Below are 23357 nucleotides of genomic sequence, written 5' to 3'. Positions count from 1 at the left end.
AAAGTCATATAAAACAAACCGCGCAACATGCTCAAGAATCCCTTCGGCGGCCTGACCGTACGCCGCATCGCGCTGGCCGTGCTGGTGCTGCTGGGCATCGCTTTTGTCGTGCAGCAGTCGCCGCGCGTCTCCTATGCGGGCTATGCGCCGTTCGCGACGCCCGTTGCGCGCGCGTGGCTGACCCTGGCCTTGTGCCTGCTGTGGATATTCGCCTACGGCGTGCTCGCGCTGGTGCGGCGGCTGGATCGCCTGCGCATCACCTGGCAGCCGGCCCCGCCGGAACCCGCCCAGGCGGCCTCTGACGACGGCACACTGGTGGCGGCGCGCGACAGGCTGGATGCCCTGTTCCGTTCCACGCTGCGCGTGCTGCGCAGGGACGGCCCGTGGTGGCGCTTGCGTCGCCACAGCCTGTATCGGCTGCCGTGGTACCTGGCGCTCGGCAGCCCTGGTGGCGGCAAGACCTTGTTGCTGGCAGCCTCGCGCCTGGGCCTGGGCGCGCCGGCGCCGGAATCCGAATGGCGGCCAGGTGATCCCTGCCGTTTCTGGCTCGGCGACCGCGCCCTGGTGATCGAGACGCCCGGCGCGCACGCGGCGATCTGGCATCACCTGCTGAAACGCCTGCGCCAGGCACGCCGGCTATGCCCGGTCAACGGCGTCATCGTCGCCATCGACGTGCAGGACCTGCTCGGCGGCGAGCAGACCGCCATGGCGCGCGCCGGCGAAATCCGCGCCTGCCTGCGCGAGATGCAGCGCTGCTTCCGGCGCGCCTTCCCGGTGTACGTCGTCGTCACGCAATGCGACCGCCTGGCCGGCTTCGACACCTTCTTCACCCACCTCGACCGCGGCGGCGCAGAGCAGCCCTGGGGCGTCACGTTCGCCGGCGCGGCACCGCGCGCCGACGATGCCGCGCTGGCCGCATTCATGTCGGAGTTCGTCGCCCTGGTGCGCCGCCTGCAGGATCGCGTCGTGCATCTGGCCGCCACCGCGGGCGACGATGTACAGGCGGGCGCCATCTACGGCTTTCCCGCGCAGTTCGAATCGCTGGCCGAGCCGCTTTACGGGATGCTGGGCCATGTGTTCGCCCGCTCCTACCAGGCGCCGCCTGCGTGGCTGCGCGGCGTCTACTTCACCAGCGCCGCGCGCGATGGCCAGGAGCATCCCGTTTCGGCCAGCCCGCTGGCGGCCGCGGTGCGGGCCCATGCGCCCGCCCGTCCGCGCGGATCCACGCAGCCGCACGGCTACTTCATCGCCGGGCTGCTGCGCGACGTGATCTTCCGCGAAGCCGGCCTGGCCGGCCGCGCGGCGGCAAGCGCAAGGCGTCACGCGTCGCGTTACCTGACGCCGGCGGCATTGGCCGTGACAGTGGCCGCCATCGTGCTCGTGCTGATGGCGGGTTTCGACCGCAACCGCGTGATGACGCGCGCGGTGCATGCCGACACGGCACGCCTGGCCGCGCTGGCCGCCAGCGTGGACACCGGCGGCACGGCCGATGAGCTGCCCAGGATGCTGGCCTTGCTCGACGCGGCGATGCGACCGGCGTTGCCGCCGGCCCGCTCGCCGGCCGAATCCATCCTGGAGCGCTGGGTCGGCCTGTACCAGGGTGACAGATTGAAGGATGCGGCCCGGACCGAATACCGCACGCTGCTGCGGCAGGCCCTGCTGCCCTTCGTCCAGGCCCGCGCCCGCGAAGCGATGATGGACCCGGCGCAAGGCGACATGCCGCGGTTCCGGGCCTTGCGCACCTATCTGATGCTGGGCGATGCCGAGCACTTCGATGCCGCCGCCGTCATGGCATGGATCACGCATGACGCGCGCGCCTTGCCGCTGACCGATGCGGGACGCGCGAAACTCCTGTCCCATGCGCGCGCCTTGCTGGACGTGCCCGATTTCGAAGCCAGTGCCCCGCCCGACGCCGAACGGGTCGCGCGTGTCCGCGCCGAGCTCAGCGCGCGGCCCCTGGCCGACCGCCTGTACGACATGCTGCAGGCGGACCTGTCGGAGGCGGTGCCGGAACCCTTGTCCGTCGCCCAGCTGGAAGGCATGGACACGCCGCTGGCATTGCATCGTCCCAGCGGGCTGCCCTTGTCCGATGGCGTGCCGGGGGTGTACACGCTGTCCGGCTACCACCTATATCCCGCCGCGCGCGACAAGCTCATCACAGGCAGCGAGCGGGATGGGTGGGTGCTGCGGCGTCCGGTGTCCGCCGGCCATGCCGAGCGCTTGCGCGAGTCGCTCGATAGAACCTATTTTTCGCGCTACGTGGAAGCCTGGGATGCGCTGTTGAACGACGTGCGCGTCGGCGCCATGCCGCCCGACGCCCGCGACGGCGCTGCCGAAATGCATGTCCTGGCCGGGGCGGACAGCCCCTTGCGCCGCTTCCTGCAAGCCGTCGCGGTGCAAACCGACCTGGCCGGCAAGGGCTCGCCGCCGACCCCGGTCGACCGCCACTTCGGCGCGCTCCATCAACTGTTCCAGGGGGCGAACGGCGCCGCGCCGCCCATCGCACGGATCCAGGCCAGTATCGAAGGCGTGGCGCAGTTCCTGGATGGTGTCGATGCTGCCCGCCAGCATGGCGTACCGGCGCCGCCGGCCGACGCGATCGGCGCCATGCAGGATGCCGCGGAAGGCCAGCCGTCGCCGCTGCGCGACATGCTGCAGCAGCTGGCGAACGACGGCAAGGCGGTGGCGGTCGACGACATCCGGCGCCGCATAGACGAACTATGGCGCGCCGACGTGGCGCCGTTCTGCCATGCCGCGTTGGACAACCGCTATCCCGTCGACCCGCGTTCCAGCCAGGACATGACGCAGGACGATTTCAACCGCCTGTTCGGACCCGCGGGACTGCTCGCGAGCTTCTTCCAGGCCAACCTGCTGACCTATGTCGATATGAGCGTGACGCCCTGGCGTTGGCGGCCGAACGCCGTGCGCCTGGGTTTCTCGCGCGCCGCGCTGCAGGTGTTCCAGGACGCCGCGACCATACGCCAGGCCTTCTTTCCGGACGGCGGCAAGACCATGGCGGTGCGCTTCCAGCTGCTGCCGCTGTTCCTGGATTCCTATTTCACGCGCTTCACGCTGGCGTTGGGAAACCAGGCCCTGGATTATGCGCATGGCCCCGCCGTCCCGATCAGTTTCGCCTGGCCCGACAGCAGCGCCGCGCAGTCCGGCCGTATCGGCTATGAGCCGGCGGACCCCGGCGGGCGCGACGGCCACGCGGTCAGCGGACCATGGGCGTTGTTCAGGCTGCTCGATCTGGGCACGCTGCGGCAGGTGCGCAGCGACCGCTATAAGCTGGACTTCGATCTTTCCGGCAAACGCGTGTCGCTGGAGCTGGACGCGGGCAGCGTGATCAATCCTTTCGGCTTGCCGGCGCTGCGCCGGTTCAAGTGCCTGGACCGTCTGCTCGGTGCGGGCCCGGGGCCGCGTTGAGGCCGTCGATGACGACATAAGGCGCACCCAGGTCCGTGCGGCCGACGCGCCCGCGTACGCCATAGACGTCCGCCAGCATGGCGGGGGCCAACACGTCCGCCGGGGCGCCTTCGGCCGCCAGCGCCCCGTCATGCAGCAGGATCGCATGTTCGGCATGCCGCAGCGCGACCGCCAGGTCATGCGTCGCCATCAGGGTCACCAGCCGCCGCTCGCGCGTTTCGCGCGCCAGCAGCGCCATCACCTCGAACTGGTGCCGCAGGTCCAGCGCGGAAAGCGGCTCATCCAGCAGCAGGACGCGAGGCTGCTGCACCAAGGCCAGCGCCAGTCCCGCCAATTGCCGCTGGCCGCCGGACAGCTCATCCAGGTGCCGCATCGCCAGGTGGCCGATATCCAGCCGCGCCAGCAGCGCCTGCGCCGCGTCGACATCCGCTCGCCCGCCCAGACGTCCCGATCGCGCGCGCGCCGCCGCCACCACGGCCTCGAGCACCCGCAGGTGTACGGCGTCCGGCAGATCCTGGGGCATGTACGCCACCAGCGCCGAGCGGTCGGCGGGCGGCACGGACGCCAGGTCGCGGCCAGCCCACGCGACCGCGCCCTGGCGCATGGGCATCAGCCCCGCCAGCGTTCTCAACAGGGTGGATTTACCGCAGCCATTGGGCCCCAGCACCGCGGTGACCCGTCCGGGCGGCAGCGCCTGCAGCGAAAGTCCGCGCAGGACTTCCCGCGCGCCGTACCCGGCGCGTATGTCCTGGACCGACAGGCCGTCCGCGCCCGGCGCGCCGGCCATCGATATGCCGACCGTCATGGCAATTGCCGCCGCAGGACCACCGCCAGGAAAACCGGCAGTCCCGCCAGGGCCGTCACGATGCCGATCGGCAATACCAGCCCCGGCACCAGCCACTTGGACAGGATCGAGGCCAGCGACAGCACCACGGCCCCCACCAGCGCGCTGCCCGCGAGGTAGAAGCGATGGTCCTCGCCGAACAGGCGCCGCGCGATATGGGGCGCCACCAGCCCGATGAATCCGATGACGCCCGCCAGCGACACCGCCAGGCCCGACAGCAGGCTGATGCGCGCCAGCGCGCCCAGCCGCAGGCGGCGCACGTCCACGCCGAAGCTGGCGGCGCGCTCGGTGCCCAGCCTCAGCGCCGTCAGGCGCCAGGCGGCCCGCAGCGAGAGCGGCAGGGCCAGCGCCAGGGCCAGGGCCAGCGCGCCCAGCTGCATCCAGCCGATGCGGCCCAGGCTACCCATGGTCCAGAACACCAGGTTCTGCAAGGCCTGGGCGCTGGCCACGAACTGGATCGCCGAAACCACCGCGTTGCACAGGAACACCATCGCGATGCCGAACAGCACCACGCCGCTGGCCCGCATGCCACCGCGGCGCGCCACGGTGTCCAGCAGCAGCGCGCCGGCGGCCGCGAACACGAATGCGCAGGCCGCGATCGCCCAGTCCGGCGCGATCCACGGCAGCAGCCAGCCGCCGAACACGATCGCCACCGACGCGCCCAGCGCGGCGGCGGACGAAACGCCCAGGGTGTCGGGACTGGCCAGGGGATTGTTCAGGACGGTCTGCATCTCGGCGCCCGCCAGGCCCAGGGCCATGCCGACCAGCACCGCGGACGCCGCCTGCGGCAGGCGCAGGGTCCACACGATGACGCGGTCGACCGGCGGCGCGCCGTCCGGATGCAGCAGGGCAGCCAGCAGGGCCTGCGCCGGCAGGTCGCTGCCGCCGATCAGGAAATTGCCCAGCATCGCCGCCAGGATCAGCGCGACCAGGGCGGCCAGCAGCAGGGCGCGGCGCCGCAGCAGGCGCCGGTAGGCCGCCACCGGATCGGCGGGGGCCACGCCTTATTGCAGCAGCTGCAGGCGGTTCTTCGCCGTGTCGGCGGCCTGCGTATTGGGGTAGTCCTTGACGATGCGCTGCAAGGTGGACTTGGCGCCGGCGCGGTTGTTCATCTCGATCTGGCTGCCGGCGATGACCAGCAGCGCGTCGGGCGCGCGCGCATTGTCGGGCGCGTTCTTGACCATGGTGTTCAGCTGGTCGATCGCGCCCTTGTAGTCCTTGGTCGCGTAGCGGCTGCTGCCCAGGTAGAACTGCGCGGTGGGCGCCAGCTGGCTGTTGGGGTACAGCGCCAGGAAGGCGGTCAGCGCTTCGGCGGCTTCCTTGTACTGGCCGTTGCGGAAGCGGTCGATGGCGCCGTCGTATGTGGATTGTTCCTGCGGGTCGCCGGCGGTCGCCCCGCCCGTATCGGACTGGCTGCCATTGGCGGGCGCGCGCGGCACGGCCTGGTGCGTGGCCTGCTCGATCTGGTTGCGCAGCTCGGTCACCTGCTGCTGCAGCGATTGGATCTGGTCCGCCAGCTGCATGCGTGAATTGTCATTGATCTGCTTCATCTGCTGGATCTGCTTGCGCAGGTCCAGGATCGCATTGCGCGCGTCGTCGTCCGCGAACGCATGGGCGGGAGAGGACAGGGCGGCGAAAGCCAAGCCGGCGGAGGCCACCAGGATACGCAAAGACGGGACTCGGTCGTTCATGAGAATTCCTGGGTCAAGATAAAAACATGCGCCGGGCGGCCATTCGACCATCCCGACGCATGTTGTAAGGCAAGAATATCAGCCTTGGACAGCTGACGAATCAGCCGTTGGAATCAACGCTGGTAGTTGATGTCCGCGCGGCGATCCTGGGCGTAGCTGGCTTCGTCCGTACCCGTGGCGTGTTCCTTGCCGAAGCTGATGACTTCGATCTGGCCGGCGTTGACGCCGTTCAGCTTCATCAGGTCGGCCACGGCGTTACCGCGGCGGGTACCCAGCGCCAGGTTGTACTCCGAGCTGCCGCGGGGGTCGGTATTACCCTCGATGCGGACGCGCTGCGTCGTATGGCTGGTCAGGTAGCCGGAGTGCATCTGCACCAGCTGCTTGTACTGGTCGCTGACGGTGTAGCTGTCAAAGTCGAAGAACACGCTCTTTTGCTGAGCAAGGGGGCTGGAGGGGTTGAACGGGTCCATGACCGGACCCGAGCCGCCGCTGGCGGTGCCCGCCGAGCCAGAGCCCTGGCCTCCCTTGTCATCCAGGGGGACGGAGCTGCAAGCGGCCAGAGTTGCTACGAGCGCTGCAACGGTTAGGCTTTTGGCAATGCGCGACTTCATGATGGTTCCTTTGTTGATAAGTGAGTCACACGTGTTAGCGGGTAAATGGGCCCCAAGTCGGTTCGTTGATCTGCCCGTTCAGTACCGAAAGCGTCTGCCGCACGCGGCCGTCGCTCGATACCACTGCAAGAACGTTACGTCCGCCTTGGATAGCCGCGTATAGTACTTGCATTCCATTCGGCGCAAAACTGGGAGATTGGTCATCGTTGCCATTAGTCAGCAAAGTCTCGGTGCCGCTGGACAAATTGAGCGAAGCGATACGAAACGCGCCGTCTCGTCTTGCAACGTACACGAGCGTGGAACCATCGGGCGAAATACGCGGTGAGACGTTGTAACCACCATTAAACGTCAGCCGGCGGGGCTCTCCGCCCCCGATGCTCACCTGGTAAATCTGCGGGCCGCCGCTGCGGTCGCTGGTAAAGATGATGGAACCGCCATCCGGCGTGAAGGTGGGCTCGGTGTCGATGCCGGGCGAGCGGGTCACGCGGCGCAGGTTGGAGCCGTCCGCGCTGATGGTGTAAATCTGCGACAGTCCGTCCCGGGTCAGCACGATGGCCAGCATGCTGCCGTCCGGCGACCAGGCCGGCGCGCTGTTGTTGCCCTTGTAGTTGGCGACCGGAACGCGGGCGCTGGTGGCCAGGGTGTGGACATAGACCACCGGCTTGCCGGATTCGAAGCTCACATAGGCCAGGCGCGTACCGTCCGGCGACCAGCGCGGCGAAATGATCGGCTCGCGCGACCGCAGCGCCACCTGGGGATTTTGCCCGTCGGCGTCGGCGACCTGCAGCTCATAGGTGTTGCCCTGTTTCAGGACATAGGCGATCCGGGTCGAGAAGACCCCGCGCACACCCGTAATTTTTTCGTAGATACGGTCGGCGATCTGGTGCGCCACGCGGCGCAGTTCCTGTTCGGAACCTGAAAATGCCACGCCATCCAGTTGCCCGCGCTTGACCGTGTCGGCCAGGCGGTAGCGGATATCGAAGCGGCCGTCCGGCGTCTGGTTGATGCTGCCGTAGGCCAGGAAATCGGCCCCCTTGCCGCGCCAATCGTCATAGTTGACGGTGCTGTCCACCGTCAGTCCGGCGCTCGAGCCGTCGATCAGGCGGAACTGCCCGGTGCGGTTCAGGTCGGCGCGGATGACTTCGGCCAGCGCATGGCCTCTTGTGGTGTCGCCGGCGAAGTCGGCGATGGCCACGGGGTACTGGGTCGCCCCCGTTCCGGAAATGTCCACGCGCAACTGGGCGTGGGCCGGCCGGCCTGCCAGCAGGATTGCCAGCAACACCAACAGGCCGAAACCGTAGGTCCTCAGCGCAGCCTGGATCGAGGGTCGGCGATGGGCTGGAGTCATGGTAAGCAATCTCCTGTCAGTCATACATGCGGTAAATAACGTCGATCACCGATTCGTACCTTCCGGTCGAAGGTTTCGGGAAGGGGTTGCAGCGGCGGATGCCGGTTTCCACCGCGCGGTCGAAGCCGGTATTGCCGGACGACGACGTCAGGCTCACCGAGGTGACGGCGCCGCTGGAGTTCAACTGTACCCGGTATTGAACGGTGGGGTTGGACGAGCCGGCTCGTGGGGGCGTCGGATACGAAACGCCGGGCTGGATGCAGGCCCGTACCTTGGCGCCGTAGCCATCGTCGCGCCCGCCGCCCGCCTGGTTGCGGTCGGCGGTGCCGCCGGGAATCCCGGCCGCGCCCAGGGCGTCGTTGCGGAAGGCTTCCTTCAGCGCGCGGTCGGCGGCGGCCTTCTTGGCGGCTGCCGCCTTCTCGGCGGCAGCCTTTTCGGCCGCGGCTTTGTCGGCGGCGGCTTTTTCGGCGGCCGCCTTGTCAGCGGCAGCCTTTTCAGCCGCGGCCTTCTTGGCGGCGTCTTCCTTGGCTTTCTTGTCGGCGGCGGCCTTATCGGCAGCCGCTTTCTCAGCAGCCGCCTTGTCCGCGGCAGCCTTTTCAGCCGCGGCTTTCTCGGCGGCGGCCTTGTCGGCGGCCGCCTTTTCCGCCGCAGCCTTGGCCGCGGCGGCTTTTTCGGCATCCTGCCGTTGTTTCTCCAGGCGCTGCTTTTCTTCCAGCGCGGCCTGCTGGCGTTCCTTTTCCAGGCGTGCCTGTTCGGCCAGGGCAGCCTGGCGTTCCTTTTCTTCCTGTTCTTTCTTCTTGCGCGCTTCCTGCAGCGCGATCTCGGGATCGGGCGTGTCGTCCGGCTTGGGCTGGGCCTGCGGCTGCGGCGGGGGAGGCGGTGGTGCCGGTTGGGGCTGCGGCGGGGGCGGCGGCGGTTCCGGCGTGGGTTGCGGCTGGGGCGTGGGCTGCGGTTGCGGCTGGGGCGTAGGCGGCGGCGAAACCGGCGAATCGCCGTTGGCCCACAGCTGCACCTGCACAGGCCCTGGATTTTCCGTGCGCCAGTTCACGCCGAGCACCAGGACCAGGACCAGGATGGCGTGGACCAGCACGGCCAGGCCGAATGCTTTCCGATTGTCCTGCGCTGGCGGCGCTTCCGGCGCGCGGCTGGAGTGCTTGATTAGAGGAGGCGTCATCGAATGAAGTGGATAGGGCGCCGATCAGCGCTTGGTCGCGGCGGGCCGCTGCTGCGGTTGTCCCGCCGCCGCGGCGGCGGCACCCGTGGACGACTGCTGGTCGACCAGCAGGCCCAGGCGCGTCACGCCGTTCGTGCGCAGTTCGTCCATGACTTTCACGACGGATTCATACGGCACCTTGCCGTCGGCGGCGATCACCACCGGGGTGTCCGCGGTGATGCGCGCGCGGACCTGGCTGACCAGTTCCGAGCGGCCGATGTTCTCCGGATTGGCGCCGGGCTCGCGCATGCGCAGCGCGATGTCGCCGTTTTCCGAGATCTGCACTTCGAGCGGCTTGACCGGGACGTCGGACGCCTGTCCCACCGAAGGCAGGTTGATCAGTCCGGGCGTGATCAAGGGAGCGGTGACCATGAAGATCACCAGCAGGACCAGCATCACGTCGATATAGGGAACGACGTTGATGTCGGCTTTCATGCGGCGGCTGGAACGGCCGCCCGAGCGTACCGAGGACATCAGCGCACCTGCCGTTGCAGAATGTTCAGGAACTCATCGACGAAGCTGTCGAAGCGGATGGAGAGCCGGTCGATATCGTTGGTGAAGCGGTTGTAGGCCACCACCGCGGGGATGGCCGCGAACAGGCCGATGGCGGTGGCGATCAGGGCTTCGGCGATGCCGGGCGCGACCGAGGCCAGGGTCGCCTGCTGCATATTGGACAGGCCGATGAACGCGTGCATGATCCCCCACACCGTTCCCAGCAGGCCGATGTACGGGCTGACCGAGCCGGCCGAGGCCAGGAAGTTCAGGTGGGATTCCAGCGAGTCCATTTCACGCTGGTACGCGGCGCGCATGGCGCGGCGGGCGCCGTCCAGGACGGCGTTGGCGTCGCTGGCTGCGGCGCGGCGGGCTTTCAGGAACTCCGTCATCCCGGCGTCGAAGATCCGCGCCAGGGCGCCTTGTTCGGCACGGCGGTTGGCCACCGCCTGCTGCAGCATGGACAGGTCGCCGCCGGACCAGAAGTCGTCTTCGAAACGGCGCGTCTGTTGGTGGGCCCTTCTGATAGCCAGGCGTTTGGCGAAGATGTACGTCCAGGACATGATGGAAATGCCCAGGAGCAGCAGCATGATCAATTGGACCGGCACGCTCGCATGTGCGATCAGTGCGAACAACGACAGGTCGTTGGAGACTTGCATTTTTATCCCTGAATAGAATCGAGTGTTGCGCGCAATCCCGGAGGCAGTTCCGCGGGCCTGAGGCTGGTCGCATCCACGCAGCACACTTGGATGTTGCCCTCGGCCAGCAGTTCCCCGCTGCGTTCCGCCCGCTGCGCGAAGTGTATCGAAGCCCGGCCGACTCGTGTAACACGCGAACGTATGGTAAGCATGTCATCCAGTCGGGCGGGTTTGCGGTAGACCATGTCCAGCCCGGCCACCACGAACATCCTGTCCTGCGCCTGCGCCAGGCTGGCTTGTTCGAAGCCCAGCGCGCGCAGCCATTCGGTCCGGCCGCGCTCCATGAACTTCAGGTAGTTGGCGTAGAAAACGACGCCGCCGGCATCCGTGTCTTCGTAATACACACGGATGTCCAGGGTCGATTCCAGGGATTGCTGCGAGGACGACGGGGCGGTCAAAGGTTTTCCAGCTTGGCCAGTACTTGCTCCAGCGCCTGGTCAGCCGGCACCGTACTGGCGCTGGCTTCGCGGCGGGCCTGCAATTCGACCACACCGTCCTTGAGCCCACGTTCTCCAACTGTTACGCGCAGGGGAGCGCCTATCAGCTCCCATTCAGCGAACATGACGCCGGGCCGGGCATCACGGTCATCAAGAATGACGTCCACGCCGCGTTCGCGCAGGGCTTCGTAGAGTGCAACGGCGGTGTTACGAACAGTTTCACTTTTACCCCATCCCACCGGACAAATTACCACTTCGAAGGGGGCGAGGGCGCGCGGCCAGATGATGCCCCGTTCGTCGTGGTTCTGCTCGATGGCCGCCGCGGCGATGCGCGTGACCCCGATGCCGTAGCAGCCCATCTCCAGCAAGGCCGGCTTGCCGGTCTCGTCCAGGTAGGTCGCCTTCAGCGCCGACGAGTACTTGGTGCCCAGGTAGAACACATGGCCCACCTCGATGCCGCGCTGGATGGCCAGGGTCCCCTTGCCGTCCGGCGCCGGGTCGCCTGCCACCACGTTGCGCAGGTCGGCCACGTGGGCCGGCTCGGGCAGGTCGCGGCCCCAGTTGGCGCCGACGTAATGGAAGCCTTCCCGGTTGGCGCCGCAGACGAAGTCGCCCATATTCGCGACGGTGCGGTCCGCCACCACCGTGACGGGCTTTTGCGTCTGGATAGGGCCAAGATAGCCGGGTTTGCAGCCGAAATGCTCGACGATCTCGTCCTCGGTCGCGAAGCGGTAGCCTTGGTCCAGTCCGGGCACCTTGGCCGTCTTGATCTCGTTCAGGACGTGGTCGCCACGCAGCATCAGCAGCCAGATGCGCACCTGGCCGGCTTCCGGCTCGGTCGCCAGCACGATGGATTTGACGGTGGTTTCCAGCGGAATGCCCAACTGCGCCGCGACTTCCTCGCACTTGGCCGCGCCGGGCGTCGGCACGGCTTCCAGCGCCCGGCCGGGCGCCTGGCGCTGGGCCAGCAAGGGCGCCGCTTCCGCCAGTTCGATATTGGCGGCGTACTGGGTGTCCGGGTTGTAGACCAGCAGGTCCTCGCCGGTGTCGGCGATCACCTGGAATTCATGGCTGCGGCTGCCGCCGATGGAGCCGGTATCGGCGGCCACGGCACGGAATTCCAAACCCAGCCTTTGGAAAATCCGCATATAGGCTTCGTACATGGCGTCGTAGCTGCGCAGGGCGCCGGCTTCGTCGCGGTCGAAGGAGTACGCGTCCTTCATCGTGAACTCGCGGCCGCGCATCAACCCGAAGCGGGGCCGCCGCTCGTCGCGGAACTTGGTCTGGATGTGATAGAAGTTCACCGGCAGCTGGCGCCAGCTGTGGATCTCGTTGCGGGCGATGTCGGTGATGACCTCTTCGGACGTCGGCTGCAGCACGAAGTCCCGATCGTGCCGGTCCTTGATGCGCAGCAATTCGGGGCCATACTGGACCCAGCGGCCGGATTCCTGCCAGAGCTCGGCAGGCTGGACCACCGGCATCAGCAGCTCGATGGCGCCGGCGGCGTTCATTTCTTCCCGCACGATCTTCTCGATCTTGCGGATCACCTTCAGCCCCAGCGGCATATAGGTATAAATCCCACCTGCCAGCTTGCGGATCATGCCCGCCCGCGTCATAAGGCGGTGGCTGACGATTTCGGCCTCGGCGGGCGCTTCTTTGAGTGTATTGATGTGGTAGTTGGAGGCGCGCATGGTTTCCAGGAGGCGGCAGGTACGTATAATCAGTCGTAATTGTATTGAATTTGGTGGGGGTGGCCCATGCTGGACCGCGAAGGCTACCGTCCCAATGTCGGCATCATTCTCGTCAACACCAGAAACGAGGTCTTTTGGGGCAAGCGGATCAGGGAACATGCCTGGCAGTTTCCGCAGGGCGGCATCAAGTATGGCGAAAGCCCGGTGCAGGCCATGTATCGCGAACTCCATGAAGAAGTGGGCTTGAAGCCCGAGCATGTCCGCATTTTGGGGCGCACACGCGATTGGCTGCGCTACAACGTCCCGGATCATTTCGTCCGGCGGGAATGGCGTGGCCATTACAAAGGTCAGAAGCAGATCTGGTTCCTGCTCAGGCTGGTGGGGCGCGACAGCGACGTCTGCCTGCGCGCCACGCAGCATCCTGAATTCGACGCATGGCGCTGGAGCCAGTATTGGGTTCCGCTGGACGCCGTCATCGAATTCAAGCGGGATGTCTACACGCAGGCACTGAACGAGCTCTCGGCTATTTTGTTCAGGCGGCATCACGAAACCCGCTACCTGCGCCAACGCGTGCATGGTCAGCGCGCGGCCGAGAATCTGGCGGGAGGGCCTGACGGCCATGCGCATATTGCTGGTTGAAGACGAAAGGGACATGGCGTCCTGGCTGGTGCGCGCGCTGGCCCAGAGCGGCTTCGTGCCGGATCACGCGCCCGACGCGCGCACGGCCGAAGCCTTCATGGCGGGCACCGAATATGACGCCATCGTCATGGACCTGCGCCTGCCCGACAAGCACGGCCTGGTGGTGCTGCGCGAAATGCGCAACCGCGACGACCGTACGCCCGTGCTGGTGCTGACCGCGCAGGGCGCCCTGCAGGATCGCGTGCGCGGCTTGAACCTGGGCGCCGACGATTTCCTGACCAAGCCCTTCGCGCTGGAAGAGCTGGAAGCGCGCCTGACCGCGCTGGTCCGGCGCAGCCGTGGGCGGCAGCATCCGCGCCTGCAATGCGGTTCGCTCTCGTACGACAGCGAAAGCCGCGCTTTCACGCTGGACGGCTCCCTGCTGTTCCTGACCCCGCGCGAACACGCCGCCCTGGCGGCCCTGCTGACCCGCAGCGGCTATCCGGTCGACAAATCGCAGCTGTTCGGCAAGGTCTTCAACCACGATAGCGAGGCCAACCCCGACGCCATCGAAGTCGTCCTGCATCGCCTGCGCAAAAAGCTGGCGGGCAGCGATATCCGCATCGTGACCGTGCGGGGGCTCGGCTACATGCTCGAAAGCGTGGCCAGCGAATCCGAATCCGCTGACGCTTGAAAGGCCCGGTTCCGGCAGTGTCAGCGCATCTCCCGCCGCCGGGCGTGTCCGGCACGCGCGATCCCGGCCGCCCGTGGTATGCCCGGGTCGGCATCCGGGCGCTGCTGATCACCCTGCTGCTGCCCGGCGTCATCGCGCTGCTGGTGATCGATAGCTACAACGATTACCAGACCCTGGCCGACATCACCAACGACGCCTACGACACCGCCTTGCTGGAGCCGGCGCGCGTGCTCGAAAGCAGTATCGAATTCACGCCGGACGGCGCCCTGCAGGTCGTGACCCCGTTGTATGCCCAGGTCATGCTGGAATCGCGCGCCGGCCTGCGCAAGTACTTCCGCATTGAAGAAATCGAGCCGCCGCTGCCCTCCGGCCAGGCGCCCGCCACCCCCGGCCTGGCCCTGCTCGGCATGCCGGACATCCCGCGCCCGCCGGTCTGGCCGCGCAGCGACGGCCAGCCCACTTTCTATGACGGCGCGTACCGCAACGACCCGGTCCGCATGGTCGCCCTGGTCCGCGATCTCTACTACCACGGCACCCATCGCCAGGTCCTGATACTGGTGGGCGAGAGCACCGGCAAGCGCATCGAGGCCGAGGACGCCGCGCGCCGCAAGGAGCTGCTGCGCGACGGCCGCATGCTGGCGCTGGTCGTGCTGATGGTGTGGTGGGGCGTGGCCTGGGCCCTGCGGCCGCTGGCCAGGCTGCGCAACGAGATCCGCGCGCGCTCGGCCGACGACCTGACGCCCCTCGACGCCACCCGCGTTCCCTCGGAAGTCACGCCGCTGGTGGAAGCGGTCAACTATCACATCGCCCGGCACCGCCACATGCTGGAAGAACAATCGCGATTCCTGGACGATGCCTCGCACCAGCTGCGCACGCCGCTGGCCATCATGTCGACCCAGGCGCAATACGCGCTGCGCGAGCGCGATCCGGTGCTCATACGCGATGGCCTGCGCGCCATCGTCGCGCAGCTCGGGCGCACGCGCCGCCTGACCGAACAGCTGCTGCAGCTCGCCCATGCCAGCCAGGGCGGCGAGGCGCCGCAGCGCGTACTCGACCTGAACGACGTCGCGCGCGAGGTGGTCCTGCAATATCTGCCGCTCGCCCACGAAAAGCAGCAGGACCTGGGCTGGAGCGATGCCCGCGGCGACACGGATGAAAGCGGCATGACAGGCCCGGCGGCTCCCGTGGCCGGTTCCGAGGTCGAATTGCACGAAGCCATTGCCAACCTGGTCCACAATGCGGTGAACTATGCGCCGCGCGGCGCACGCATCACGGTATCGGTCGTGCGCACCGCTACACGCGTGGAAGTCCACGTGTCCGACAACGGGCCGGGGCTCAACCCGGCCTTGCGCGCACGGGCCTTCGCACGCTTCGATCGCGCGGGCGTGGAGGCCGGCGGCGCCCCCACGTCGGGCTCCGGCCTCGGCCTTGCCATCGCGCAGGCCTACGCCCGCCGCAACGGCGGCGACATCGTCCTGGCCGACGGCGAAACGAATGCCCAGGGCGGCGTCGGACTGTGCGCCATCCTATGGATACCCCTGTTAGGGGATAACCCTGGGATTCAGGAACCCGACAGTCTAAAGAAAGCGGATTAGCAGCTTCCCTCCTTATTCTGCCCTCCAGGCTCACGGTGCTTTGTGAGAGGGACGTGCTCACCCTGAGCACTTCCTATAAAGGCTGGTGTAAGCCTAGTACACGGAGGAATGCAGTGGAAACACTGAAAAAATACAACAAGGACTACTACGGCGGAGCGCTGATGGTCCTGATCGGCCTGGGGTCGATATACGGTGGTCTGAACTATCAGATCGGGACGCTAAGCCATATGGGGCCCGGGTTCTTTCCGGCAGCGGTAGGGGGGTTGTTGGCTTTCACGGGCCTGTTGATCGCGATCGGCGGCAAGACAGGCGCAAAAGAAAAAGAAGCGGGCGAAGGGACGCACGTGCCGTCCTCGCATCCCACCGGCATGCCCGACATGCGCGGTGCCATCTGCATCATCATCGGTATCCTGGCTTTCATTTTCCTTGGCCATTACGGCGGCTTGTTGCCGGCGACGTTCGCCATCACCTTCATCTCGGCGCTGGGCGATCGCAAGAACACGGTGAAGCAGGCCTTGATTCTTTCTCTGGGCATGGTGGTCATCGCCGTGGTCGTGTTCTGGTGGGCGCTGCAACTGCAGCTCCCGCTGTTCCAGTGGGGTTGATACGCCATGCATCAAGCACTAACTGATCTCTGGTTCGGATTCGGCGTCGCCTTCGAACCGCACAACCTGATGTGGTCCTTCTTCGGCGTGCTGGTGGGTAACCTCATCGGCGTGTTGCCGGGGATGGGCGCGCTGTCGGCCATTTCCATCCTGCTGCCGCTGACCTACGTCATGCATCCGGTCCCCGCGATCATGATGCTGGCGGGTATCTTCTACGGCTCGCAATACGGCGGCGCCATCGGCGCCATCCTGTTGAACCTGCCTTCACACCCGCCGCATGCGGTGACCTGCCTGGACGGCTATCCGCTGACCAAGCAGGGCAAGGGCGGCACGGCGCTGGGCATCACCATGATCGCGTCGTTCTTCGCGGCGTCGGTCGGCATCCTGGTGATGATCTTCTTCTCGCCGTTGCTGGTGGAAATCGCCTTCAAGTTCGGCCCGACGGAAATCTTCTCCATCATGCTGCTGGGCCTGATCGCGGGCTCGACGATGTCGCGCGGGTCGCCCCTGAAGGGCATCTGCATGACCTTGTTCGGCCTGCTGTGCGGCGTGGTCGGTACGGACGTGAACACGGGTACCATCCGCCTGTCCTTCGGTATCTTGGACCTGTCCGACGGCCTGGAACTGGTGGCCATCGCCATGGGCCTGTTCGGCGTCGCCGACTTCATTATGAGCGTCAACCGCATGAGCATCATCGGCACGGGCGCCAAGCTGCGCCTGCGCGATATGCGTCCGTCAGCCAAGGAATTGAAGCAGTCCTTCCTGCCGCTGGTGCGCGGTACGCTGGTCGGCACCATCTTCGGCGCCATGCCCGGCACCGGCCCGACCATCACCACGTTCATCGCCTATGCCCTGGAACGCAAGATCTCCAGGACGCCGGAACGTTTCGGCACCGGCATGCTGGCTGGCGTGGCGTCGCCCGAAGCCGCGTCGCACTCCAAGACCCAGGTCGACTTCATCCCCACCATGAGCCTGGGTATCCCCGGCGACGCGGTGATGGCGCTGATCCTCGGCGGCCTGTTGATCCAGGGCATCCAGCCCGGTCCGCAGCTGATCACCGAGCACCCGGACATCTTCTGGGGCCTGATCGCCAGCTTCTGGGTCGGCAACGTGCTGCTGGTCATCCTGAACGTGCCGCTGATCGGCATCTGGGTCAAGCTGCTGCAGGTGCCTTACCGCTACCTGTTCCCGTCCGCGCTGTTCTTCATCGCAGTGGGCGTGTTCAGTACGCAGAACAGCCTGTTCCAGATCTGGGAAGCCTTGGCCTTCGGTATCATCGGCGCGATCTTCATGCTGCTCGATTTCTCGGTTGCGCCCATCCTGCTGGGTTTCGTGCTCGGACCCATGGTGGAAGAAAACTTCCGTCGCGCGCTGCTGCTGTCGCGCGGTGACATGATGATCTTCCTGCAGCGTCCGATCAGCGCCTGGTTCGTCGGCATCTCGACCTTGCTGATCCTGGTGCAGATCATTGCCCACGCACGTCGCAAGTTCAAGAAACGCGACAAGCCGATGCTGCCCAAGACCGCCTGACCGGTCCACGGCCTGCCATCGAAACCGCCGCGTCCCGCAAGGGCGCGGCGGTTTTTATTTGAGCCTGCCGCACGCGCGGCATGCTAAGGTTTTGGCCTTCGCCAACCTTCTCCTTCGAACCATGCACGTTCTCTTCGCCTGCCCCCACAACGACCCCGCGGATTGGCTTCCTGGCCTGCGGGCCGAGCTGCCCGATTACAGGATTTCGGTGTGGGATCCGTCCGGCCCGCCGTCGAATGCCGACGTCGCGCTGGTATGGAAGCCGCCCGCGGCCCTGATCGAACACGAACCCAATCTGAAGGCCTTGTTCAACCTGGGCGCCGGCGTCGATGCCTTGCTGGGGATGGATCTGCCGCCGCACATCCAGATCGTGCGGCTGGAAGATGCCGGGATGGCGGTGCAGATGGCGGAATATGCCCTGTACGCGCTGCTGCGCGCGTCGCGCGGCTTCGGCCGCTACGAACAGGATCAGGCTGCCGGGCGCTGGTCGCCCATGCCGGGCCTGCGCCGCGAACAATGGCCGGTCGGGGTGCTGGGCCTGGGTGAAATGGGCGGCCGGGTGGCCCAGGCCATCGCGGCCTTCGACTATCCCGTGCTGGGGTGGTCGCGTTCGCCGCGCAGTGTCGAAGGCGTGCGGACGTACGCCGGCGCGGACCAACTGCCCGAATTCCTGGGGCGCACGCGGGTGCTGGTCAATGTGCTGCCGCTGACGCCGGAAACCACCGGCATGATCGATCGCCGCATGCTGTCGCAGTTGATGCCGGGCGCGCACCTGATCAATGTCGGCCGCGGCGGGCACGTGAACGAAACGGATCTCCTGGCCTTGCTCGACGAAGGCAAGCTCGAAGGCGCCACGCTCGACGTGTTCGACGTCGAGCCCCTGCCGGCCGGGCACCCCCTGTGGACGCATCCGCGGGTGCACGTCACGCCGCACATCGCCGCCAGCACCTTGCGCGCGGAGGCCATCGCGCAGATCTCCGCGAAGATTCGCAAGCTCGCGCGCGGCGAAGCCATTTCGGGCGTCGTCACCTCGCAGCGCGGCTACTGATCTCCCGCGCCGGCCGCTCAGTCGCGCAGCCGCTTGACCAGGCTGGACGTATCCCAGCGGCCGCCGCCCAGCTTCTGCACGTCGCCGTAGAACTGGTCCACCAGCGCGGTCACCGGCACGCGCGCGCCATTGGCGCGCGCTTCTTCCAGCACCAGCCCCAGGTCCTTGCGCATCCAGTTCACGGCGAAGCCGAAGTCGAACTTGTCGTCCACCATGGTCGCGCCGCGGTTTTCCATCTGCCAGCTCTGCGCCGCGCCCTTGCTGATGACGTCCAGCACCAGCTTCATGTCCAGGCCGGCGGCCTGCCCGAAAGCGATGCCTTCGGAAAGCCCTTGCACGATGCCCGCGATGCAGATCTGGTTGACCATCTTGGCCAGCTGGCCCGCGCCCGGCGCGCCCACCAGCGTCACGGCGCGGCCGAACACCTGCGCGACCGGCTTGATGCGGTCGAACACCGCCTGCTCGCCGCCGCACATCACCGTCAGCACGCCGTTGACGGCGCCTGCCTGGCCGCCCGATACCGGCGCATCGACGAAGTGCAGACCCAGGCCCTGGCCTTCGGCGTAGAGCTCGCGCGCGATCTGTGCCGACGCGGTGGTGTGGTCGACGAATACCGCTCCCTTGGCCATGCCGGCGAAGGCGCCGGCGTCGCCCAGCACGACGCTGCGCAGGTCGTCGTCATTGCCCACGCAGCAGAAGACGATTTCCGCGCCTTCGGCCGCCTGGCGCGGCGTGGCGGCGGTCTTGCCGCCGAATTCCTTGGCCCATTCCTGGGCCTTGGCGGCGGTGCGGTTGTACACGGTCACCTGGTGGCCGGCGCGGGCCAGGTGCCCCGCCATGGGAAAGCCCATGACCCCGAGCCCCAGGAAGGCGACTTTCTTCGAGGGTGCCGCGTCATAGGTTTTATTGCCGATGGAAGCCATGGGATCTCCGATTGCGGGGTGGGTGAGTGTGGAAATTCGGTACTGGATCGGTACTGGAACTAGAAGCCGGCCGCCAGGCCGTCGCGGCGGCTGTCGCTCGCGGCCACGTAGCCATCGACCGCCGGGTCGCCCAGGCGCCAGATGAACTGGCCCGAGCCGAAATCCATGTACGGATCTTCCAGGCCTTCCAGCAGGTGGCCGCGCGCGCGCAGCGCGTCCAGCACCTGTTGCGGCATGTCGGGCTCGATATCCACCGATATGCCGTGGTTCCATTTCCAGCGCGGCGCATCACAGGCGGCCTGCGGCTGCTGGCCGAAGTCGAGCATGCGCACGAGCGTCTGCAGATGGCCCTGCGGCTGCATATTGCCGCCCATCACGCCGAAGCTCATCACCGGGGCGCCTTCCTTCATCAGGAAGCCCGGGATGATGGTGTGGAAAGGCCGCTTGCCGCCGCCGACGACATTGGGATGCCCGGCTTCCAGCGTGAAGCCATGGCCGCGATTCTGCAGGCTGACGCCCGTGCCCGGCACGACCACGCCGGAGCCGAATCCCATGTAGTTGGACTGGATGAAGCTGACCATCATGCCGTTGCGATCGGCCGCGGTCAGGTAGATGGTGCCGCCTATCGGCGCATGGCCCGTGGTGAACAGCTTCGCGCGCCGCATGTCGATCAGCTTGGCGCGCGCGGCCAGGTAGTCGGGCGCCAGCATCTGCTCGGGCGATACCGACATGTGCCGCGAATCGCCGACGTGGGCGTAGACGTCGGCGAACGCCAGCTTCATGGCCTCGATCAGCAGATGCTGGGTCTCGGGATGATCGACCGGGCGCGCCGCCACGTCGAAGTTCTGCAGGATGCCCAGCGCGATCAGCGCGGCGATGCCCTGGCCGTTGGGAGGGATCTGGTGCAGCGTATAGCCGCGGTAGTCCTGGCCCAGCGGGGTCACCCACTCCGGCTGGTAGTTGCGCAGGTCGGCCAGCGTCATCGCGGCGTCGTGCGCCTGCGCGTGCGCCACCAGCTTGTGCGCGGTCTCGCCTTCGTAGAAATCTCGGCCGCCCGTCGCGGCGATGCGCTTGAGCGTGCTGGCCGCGCCCTTCAGGACGAAGTGTTCCCCCACCGCGGGCGCGCGTCCGCGCGGCAGGAAGTGTTCGGCGAAGCCGGGCAGCGATTGCAGGACATCGGCCTGCGCGGCCCATTTCTGCTGCACCACGGGCGATACCGCGTAACCGCGCTCCGCATAATCGATGGCCGGCGCCAGGATGTCCTCGAACGACAGGGATCCCAGCTTTTCGTGCAGGGCGCTCCAGCCCGCCACGCAGCCCGGCACCGTGACGCTGTCCCAGCCGCGCATCGGGATCACGCCGTTGTGCTTGCGCTTGAAATAGTCGGGATTCCAGCCGCCGGGCGCCGTGCCCGAGGCATTCAGCCCGTGCAGCCGCGAGCCGTCCCACACGATGGCGAAACAGTCGGACCCCAGGCCGTTGCTGACCGGTTCGGTCAAGGTCAGGGTCGCGGCGGCCGCGATGGCGGCGTCGACGGCATTGCCGCCGGCGGCCAATATGCGCAGGCCGGCCTGCGCGGCCAGCGGCTGGGAGGTCGCCACCACATTGCGCGCGAACACGGGCGTGCGCGCAGTCCTGTAGGGATTCTGCCAATCAAAGGTCATAGGGGATCGGAGCGGCGTTCGAGACGGGGTAAACCCCTACTTTAACGTAATAGATTGTGTGCACTGCACCATATTATTCCGGGCGTAAAAAAAGCGCCCCGGGGGGCGCTTTTCCAAGGTTGGGGGCGATGCGGGATCGCCCCCGGTACAGACACGCGGTCAACCTTCTTCGACGAAGGTCTCTTCGCGCTTTTTCCGGATCGACGGCAGCGCCACGATGATCACCAGCGCGATCGCCGCGGCCAGCAGGGAAGCCGACAGGGGGCGCGTCACGAAGGTCGTGAAATCGCCACGCGACAGCAGCAGGGCGCGACGGAAGTTTTCTTCCATCATGGGTCCCAGCACCAGGCCCAGCAGCAGCGGGGCGCCTTCGCACTTCAGCTTCGACCACACATAGCCGATCAGGCCGAATGCCGCCGTCATGAAGATATCGAAGGTGTTGTAGTTCAGCGAGTACACGCCGATCGTGCAGAACACCAGGATGGCCGGGAACAGGACGCGGTAGGGCACCTTCAGCAGCTTGACCCACAGGCCGATCAGCGGCAGGTTCAACACCACCAGCATCAGGTTGCCGATCCACATCGAGGCGATCAGGCCCCAGAACAGTTCCGGGTGGCTGCTCATGACCTGCGGACCGGGCTGGATGTTGTGGATGGTCATCGCACCCACCATCAGCGCCATCACCGCGTTGCCCGGGATGCCCAGGGTCAGCAGCGGGATGAAGGAGGTCTGCGCCGCGGCGTTGTTGGCCGATTCCGGGCCCGCCAGGCCGGCCGGATGGCCCTTGCCGAAGCGTTGCGGATTGCGCGAGATCTTCTTTTCCAGCGTGTAGGAGGCGAACGAGGACAGCACCGCGCCGCCGCCGGGCAGGATGCCCAGCGCCGAACCCAGGGCCGTGCCGCGGAGCACCGCGGGATAGGCTTCCTTGAACTCGGTCTTGTTCGGGTACAGGCTGCCGATCTTGTCGGTGATGTCGACGCGGTTTTCCTTCTGCTCCAGGTTGGTCATGATTTCGGCGAAGCCGAACACGCCCATGGCGACGATGGCGAAATCGATGCCGTCCTGCAGTTCCGGGATGCCGAAGTCGTAGCGCGCCACGCCGGAGTTCACGTCCGTGCCCACCATGCCCAGGAGCAGGCCAAGCAGGATCATGGCGATCGCCTTGGGCAGCGAACCGGACGCCAGCACCACGGCGCCGACCAGGCCCAGGACCATCAGCGAGAAATACTCCGCGGGACCGAACTTGAAGGCGACTTCAGCCAGCGGGGGCGCGAAGGCGGCCAGCAGCACCGTGGCCACGCAGCCGGCGAAGAAGGAACCCAGCGCGGCAATCGCCAGCGCGGCGCCCGCCCGGCCGTTGCGCGCCATCTGGTGGCCATCCAGGACGGTCACCACCGCGGATGTCTCGCCTGGCAGCGCCACCAGGATGGCGGTGGTCGATCCGCCATATTGCGCGCCATAGTAAATACCGGCCAGCATGATCAGGCCCGCGACGGGCGGCAGAACATAGGTGATCGGCAGCAGCATCGCGATCGTCGGCACGGGGCCGATGCCCGGGAGCACGCCGATCAGCGTACCCAGCAGGCAGCCCAGCAGGGCGTAGGCCAGGTTCTCGGGCGAAATCGCCACCGAGAAGCCCAGCATCAGGTTGTTCAACAATTCCATGGCCGGTGCTCCTTAGTTCGCGCCAATGAAGGACGGCCAAAGCGGGAAGATCAAACCGAGGCCCTTGATGAATGCCAGCCAGACGAACAGCACCAGGAAGATGCCGTTCGCGACGGCGACCTTCCAGTTGAATTCATGGCTCGCCAGGCTGCTGACGACGACCAGCAGGAAGACGGAGATGTAGACGCCCAGGAAGCGCAGGACGACGCCGTAGAGCACCACGGAGCCGAGCACCAGGAAGGCGATGCGCCATTCGAACTTGTCGACGTGGGTTTCGGTGGCCTTCTTCGAAAGCGAACCGATCAGGACGATGGCGCCCAGCAGCGCCAGGACGACGCCCAGCCAGAAGGGAAAGTACCCGGGGCCCATGCGCGCAGCGGTACCCATTTGGTAGCTGGTCGCTTGGAAGGCGAATCCCAGTCCCAGGACGATAAACATTATCCCGGACCAGAAGTCCTGTCTGTTACGTAGCTGCATGATTGTCTGCTCCTAATACAGCATGTGATAGAAAAACCGTTCAGCCGGCCGTTTGCTTAATTTCAGGTTGGAGTGTGCTTGATGAAA

General features: G+C 66.7%; 21 protein-coding genes. 7 read left to right on the top strand and 14 right to left on the bottom strand.

The features are described from left to right. Positions 1-27: 27 nt before the first annotated feature. Entirely contained in the window at positions 28-3426 is a 3399-nt protein-coding gene (gene tssM / locus CAL26_RS21575) for a type VI secretion system membrane subunit TssM (protein ID WP_094848760.1), read from the top strand. Here the strand turns inward: tssM and CAL26_RS21570 are convergent. The 10 genes from CAL26_RS21570 to CAL26_RS21525 form a co-directional block, all read right to left on the bottom strand. Next, the gene (locus CAL26_RS21570; protein WP_094848759.1) at positions 3380-4231 is read right to left on the bottom strand and encodes an ABC transporter ATP-binding protein; all 852 of its coding nucleotides are present in this window, start codon (positions 4229-4231) and stop codon (positions 3380-3382) included. The two genes, tssM and CAL26_RS21570, sit on opposite strands and share 47 nt — an antisense overlap. Then, complete coding sequence (locus CAL26_RS21565; RefSeq protein WP_256988553.1) at positions 4228-5271, bottom strand: FecCD family ABC transporter permease; 1044 nt, start codon at positions 5269-5271, stop codon at positions 4228-4230. Before CAL26_RS21565 ends, CAL26_RS21570 begins: the two co-directional genes overlap by 4 nt. 3 nt (positions 5272-5274) lie before the next feature. After that, positions 5275-5961: a tol-pal system protein YbgF gene (gene ybgF / locus CAL26_RS21560; protein WP_094848758.1), complete on the bottom strand. Its 687-nt coding sequence runs from the start codon at positions 5959-5961 to the stop codon at positions 5275-5277. A gap of 113 nt (positions 5962-6074) precedes the next feature. After that, positions 6075-6572, bottom strand: coding sequence for an OmpA family protein (locus CAL26_RS21555; protein WP_094848757.1), 498 nt, complete (start codon positions 6570-6572; stop codon positions 6075-6077). A gap of 34 nt (positions 6573-6606) precedes the next feature. Further along, positions 6607-7920: a Tol-Pal system beta propeller repeat protein TolB gene (tolB, locus tag CAL26_RS21550; protein WP_094848756.1), complete on the bottom strand. Its 1314-nt coding sequence runs from the start codon at positions 7918-7920 to the stop codon at positions 6607-6609. Between the two features lie 16 nt (positions 7921-7936). Then, positions 7937-9094 (bottom strand): cell envelope integrity protein TolA, encoded by a 1158-nt coding sequence (tolA, locus tag CAL26_RS21545; protein WP_094848755.1) that lies wholly within the window; start codon positions 9092-9094, stop codon positions 7937-7939. A 24-nt stretch (positions 9095-9118) separates the two neighbouring features. Next, complete coding sequence (tolR, locus tag CAL26_RS21540; protein ID WP_086066671.1) at positions 9119-9607, bottom strand: protein TolR; 489 nt, start codon at positions 9605-9607, stop codon at positions 9119-9121. Then, positions 9607-10284 (bottom strand): protein TolQ, encoded by a 678-nt coding sequence (gene tolQ, locus CAL26_RS21535; protein WP_094848754.1) that lies wholly within the window; start codon positions 10282-10284, stop codon positions 9607-9609. Before tolQ ends, tolR begins: the two co-directional genes overlap by 1 nt. Before the next feature lie 2 nt (positions 10285-10286). Continuing rightward, positions 10287-10721: a tol-pal system-associated acyl-CoA thioesterase gene (gene ybgC, locus CAL26_RS21530; RefSeq protein ID WP_179283422.1), complete on the bottom strand. Its 435-nt coding sequence runs from the start codon at positions 10719-10721 to the stop codon at positions 10287-10289. After that, positions 10718-12451: a proline--tRNA ligase gene (locus CAL26_RS21525; RefSeq protein ID WP_094848753.1), complete on the bottom strand. Its 1734-nt coding sequence runs from the start codon at positions 12449-12451 to the stop codon at positions 10718-10720. Before CAL26_RS21525 ends, ybgC begins: the two co-directional genes overlap by 4 nt. Positions 12452-12517: 66 nt before the next feature. Between CAL26_RS21525 and CAL26_RS21520 the strand changes: the two genes are divergently transcribed. From CAL26_RS21520 to CAL26_RS21495, 6 genes are all read left to right on the top strand, one after another. Then, positions 12518-13090 (top strand): RNA pyrophosphohydrolase, encoded by a 573-nt coding sequence (locus tag CAL26_RS21520; protein ID WP_086066668.1) that lies wholly within the window; start codon positions 12518-12520, stop codon positions 13088-13090. Beyond that, complete coding sequence (locus tag CAL26_RS21515) at positions 13071-13763, top strand: response regulator (protein ID WP_066354643.1); 693 nt, start codon at positions 13071-13073, stop codon at positions 13761-13763. Before CAL26_RS21520 ends, CAL26_RS21515 begins: the two co-directional genes overlap by 20 nt. Positions 13764-13807: 44 nt before the next feature. Then, a complete protein-coding gene (locus CAL26_RS21510; protein ID WP_094850009.1) occupies positions 13808-15358 on the top strand; it encodes a sensor histidine kinase in 1551 nt (516 codons plus the stop codon). Positions 15359-15519: 161 nt separating this feature from the next. After that, positions 15520-15963: a tripartite tricarboxylate transporter TctB family protein gene (locus tag CAL26_RS21505; RefSeq protein ID WP_094850008.1), complete on the top strand. Its 444-nt coding sequence runs from the start codon at positions 15520-15522 to the stop codon at positions 15961-15963. A 6-nt stretch (positions 15964-15969) separates the two neighbouring features. After that, complete coding sequence (locus CAL26_RS21500; protein WP_094848752.1) at positions 15970-17493, top strand: tripartite tricarboxylate transporter permease; 1524 nt, start codon at positions 15970-15972, stop codon at positions 17491-17493. 121 nt (positions 17494-17614) lie between these two features. Further along, complete coding sequence (locus CAL26_RS21495; protein ID WP_094848751.1) at positions 17615-18541, top strand: 2-hydroxyacid dehydrogenase; 927 nt, start codon at positions 17615-17617, stop codon at positions 18539-18541. Between the two features lie 17 nt (positions 18542-18558). Here the strand turns inward: CAL26_RS21495 and CAL26_RS21490 are convergent, their stop codons facing one another. From CAL26_RS21490 to CAL26_RS21475, 4 genes are all read right to left on the bottom strand, one after another. Continuing rightward, positions 18559-19464, bottom strand: a complete 906-nt coding sequence (locus tag CAL26_RS21490; RefSeq protein WP_094848750.1) for an NAD(P)-dependent oxidoreductase — start codon at positions 19462-19464, stop codon at positions 18559-18561. 59 nt (positions 19465-19523) lie between these two features. After that, positions 19524-21128, bottom strand: a complete 1605-nt coding sequence (locus tag CAL26_RS21485; protein WP_094848749.1) for a gamma-glutamyltransferase family protein — start codon at positions 21126-21128, stop codon at positions 19524-19526. A 159-nt stretch (positions 21129-21287) separates the two neighbouring features. Next, a complete protein-coding gene (locus CAL26_RS21480) occupies positions 21288-22793 on the bottom strand; it encodes a tripartite tricarboxylate transporter permease (RefSeq protein ID WP_094848748.1) in 1506 nt (501 codons plus the stop codon). Between the two features lie 12 nt (positions 22794-22805). Beyond that, positions 22806-23270 (bottom strand): tripartite tricarboxylate transporter TctB family protein, encoded by a 465-nt coding sequence (locus tag CAL26_RS21475; RefSeq protein WP_094848747.1) that lies wholly within the window; start codon positions 23268-23270, stop codon positions 22806-22808. Positions 23271-23357 lie beyond the last annotated feature (87 nt).

Origin of the sequence: Bordetella genomosp. 9 (assembly GCF_002261425.1) — a bacterium.
Classification (GTDB): domain Bacteria; phylum Pseudomonadota; class Gammaproteobacteria; order Burkholderiales; family Burkholderiaceae_B; genus Bordetella_C.
This window is presented reverse-complemented; position numbering and strand designations above follow the sequence as displayed.

Excerpts from the sequence above, each read along its gene's own strand:
- CAL26_RS21515 (WP_066354643.1), top strand. The coding sequence starts at position 13,071 with ATGCGCATATTGCTGGTTGAAGACGAAAGGGACATGGCGTCCTGGCTG.
- CAL26_RS21480 (WP_094848748.1), bottom strand. The coding sequence starts at position 22,793 with ATGGAATTGTTGAACAACCTGATGCTGGGCTTCTCGGTGGCGATTTCG.
- CAL26_RS21490 (WP_094848750.1), bottom strand. The coding sequence starts at position 19,464 with ATGGCTTCCATCGGCAATAAAACCTATGACGCGGCACCCTCGAAGAAA.
- CAL26_RS21475 (WP_094848747.1), bottom strand. The coding sequence starts at position 23,270 with ATGCAGCTACGTAACAGACAGGACTTCTGGTCCGGGATAATGTTTATC.
- CAL26_RS21485 (WP_094848749.1), bottom strand. The coding sequence starts at position 21,128 with ATGACCTTTGATTGGCAGAATCCCTACAGGACTGCGCGCACGCCCGTG.
- CAL26_RS21500 (WP_094848752.1), top strand. The coding sequence starts at position 15,970 with ATGCATCAAGCACTAACTGATCTCTGGTTCGGATTCGGCGTCGCCTTC.
- tolR (WP_086066671.1), bottom strand. The coding sequence starts at position 9,607 with ATGTCCTCGGTACGCTCGGGCGGCCGTTCCAGCCGCCGCATGAAAGCC.
- CAL26_RS21495 (WP_094848751.1), top strand. The coding sequence starts at position 17,615 with ATGCACGTTCTCTTCGCCTGCCCCCACAACGACCCCGCGGATTGGCTT.
- CAL26_RS21505 (WP_094850008.1), top strand. The coding sequence starts at position 15,520 with ATGGTCCTGATCGGCCTGGGGTCGATATACGGTGGTCTGAACTATCAG.
- tolB (WP_094848756.1), bottom strand. The coding sequence starts at position 7,920 with ATGACTCCAGCCCATCGCCGACCCTCGATCCAGGCTGCGCTGAGGACC.
- tssM (WP_094848760.1), top strand. The coding sequence starts at position 28 with ATGCTCAAGAATCCCTTCGGCGGCCTGACCGTACGCCGCATCGCGCTG.
- ybgF (WP_094848758.1), bottom strand. The coding sequence starts at position 5,961 with ATGAACGACCGAGTCCCGTCTTTGCGTATCCTGGTGGCCTCCGCCGGC.
- CAL26_RS21555 (WP_094848757.1), bottom strand. The coding sequence starts at position 6,572 with ATGAAGTCGCGCATTGCCAAAAGCCTAACCGTTGCAGCGCTCGTAGCA.
- tolQ (WP_094848754.1), bottom strand. The coding sequence starts at position 10,284 with ATGCAAGTCTCCAACGACCTGTCGTTGTTCGCACTGATCGCACATGCG.
- CAL26_RS21520 (WP_086066668.1), top strand. The coding sequence starts at position 12,518 with ATGCTGGACCGCGAAGGCTACCGTCCCAATGTCGGCATCATTCTCGTC.
- CAL26_RS21570 (WP_094848759.1), bottom strand. The coding sequence starts at position 4,231 with ATGACGGTCGGCATATCGATGGCCGGCGCGCCGGGCGCGGACGGCCTG.
- CAL26_RS21525 (WP_094848753.1), bottom strand. The coding sequence starts at position 12,451 with ATGCGCGCCTCCAACTACCACATCAATACACTCAAAGAAGCGCCCGCC.
- tolA (WP_094848755.1), bottom strand. The coding sequence starts at position 9,094 with ATGACGCCTCCTCTAATCAAGCACTCCAGCCGCGCGCCGGAAGCGCCG.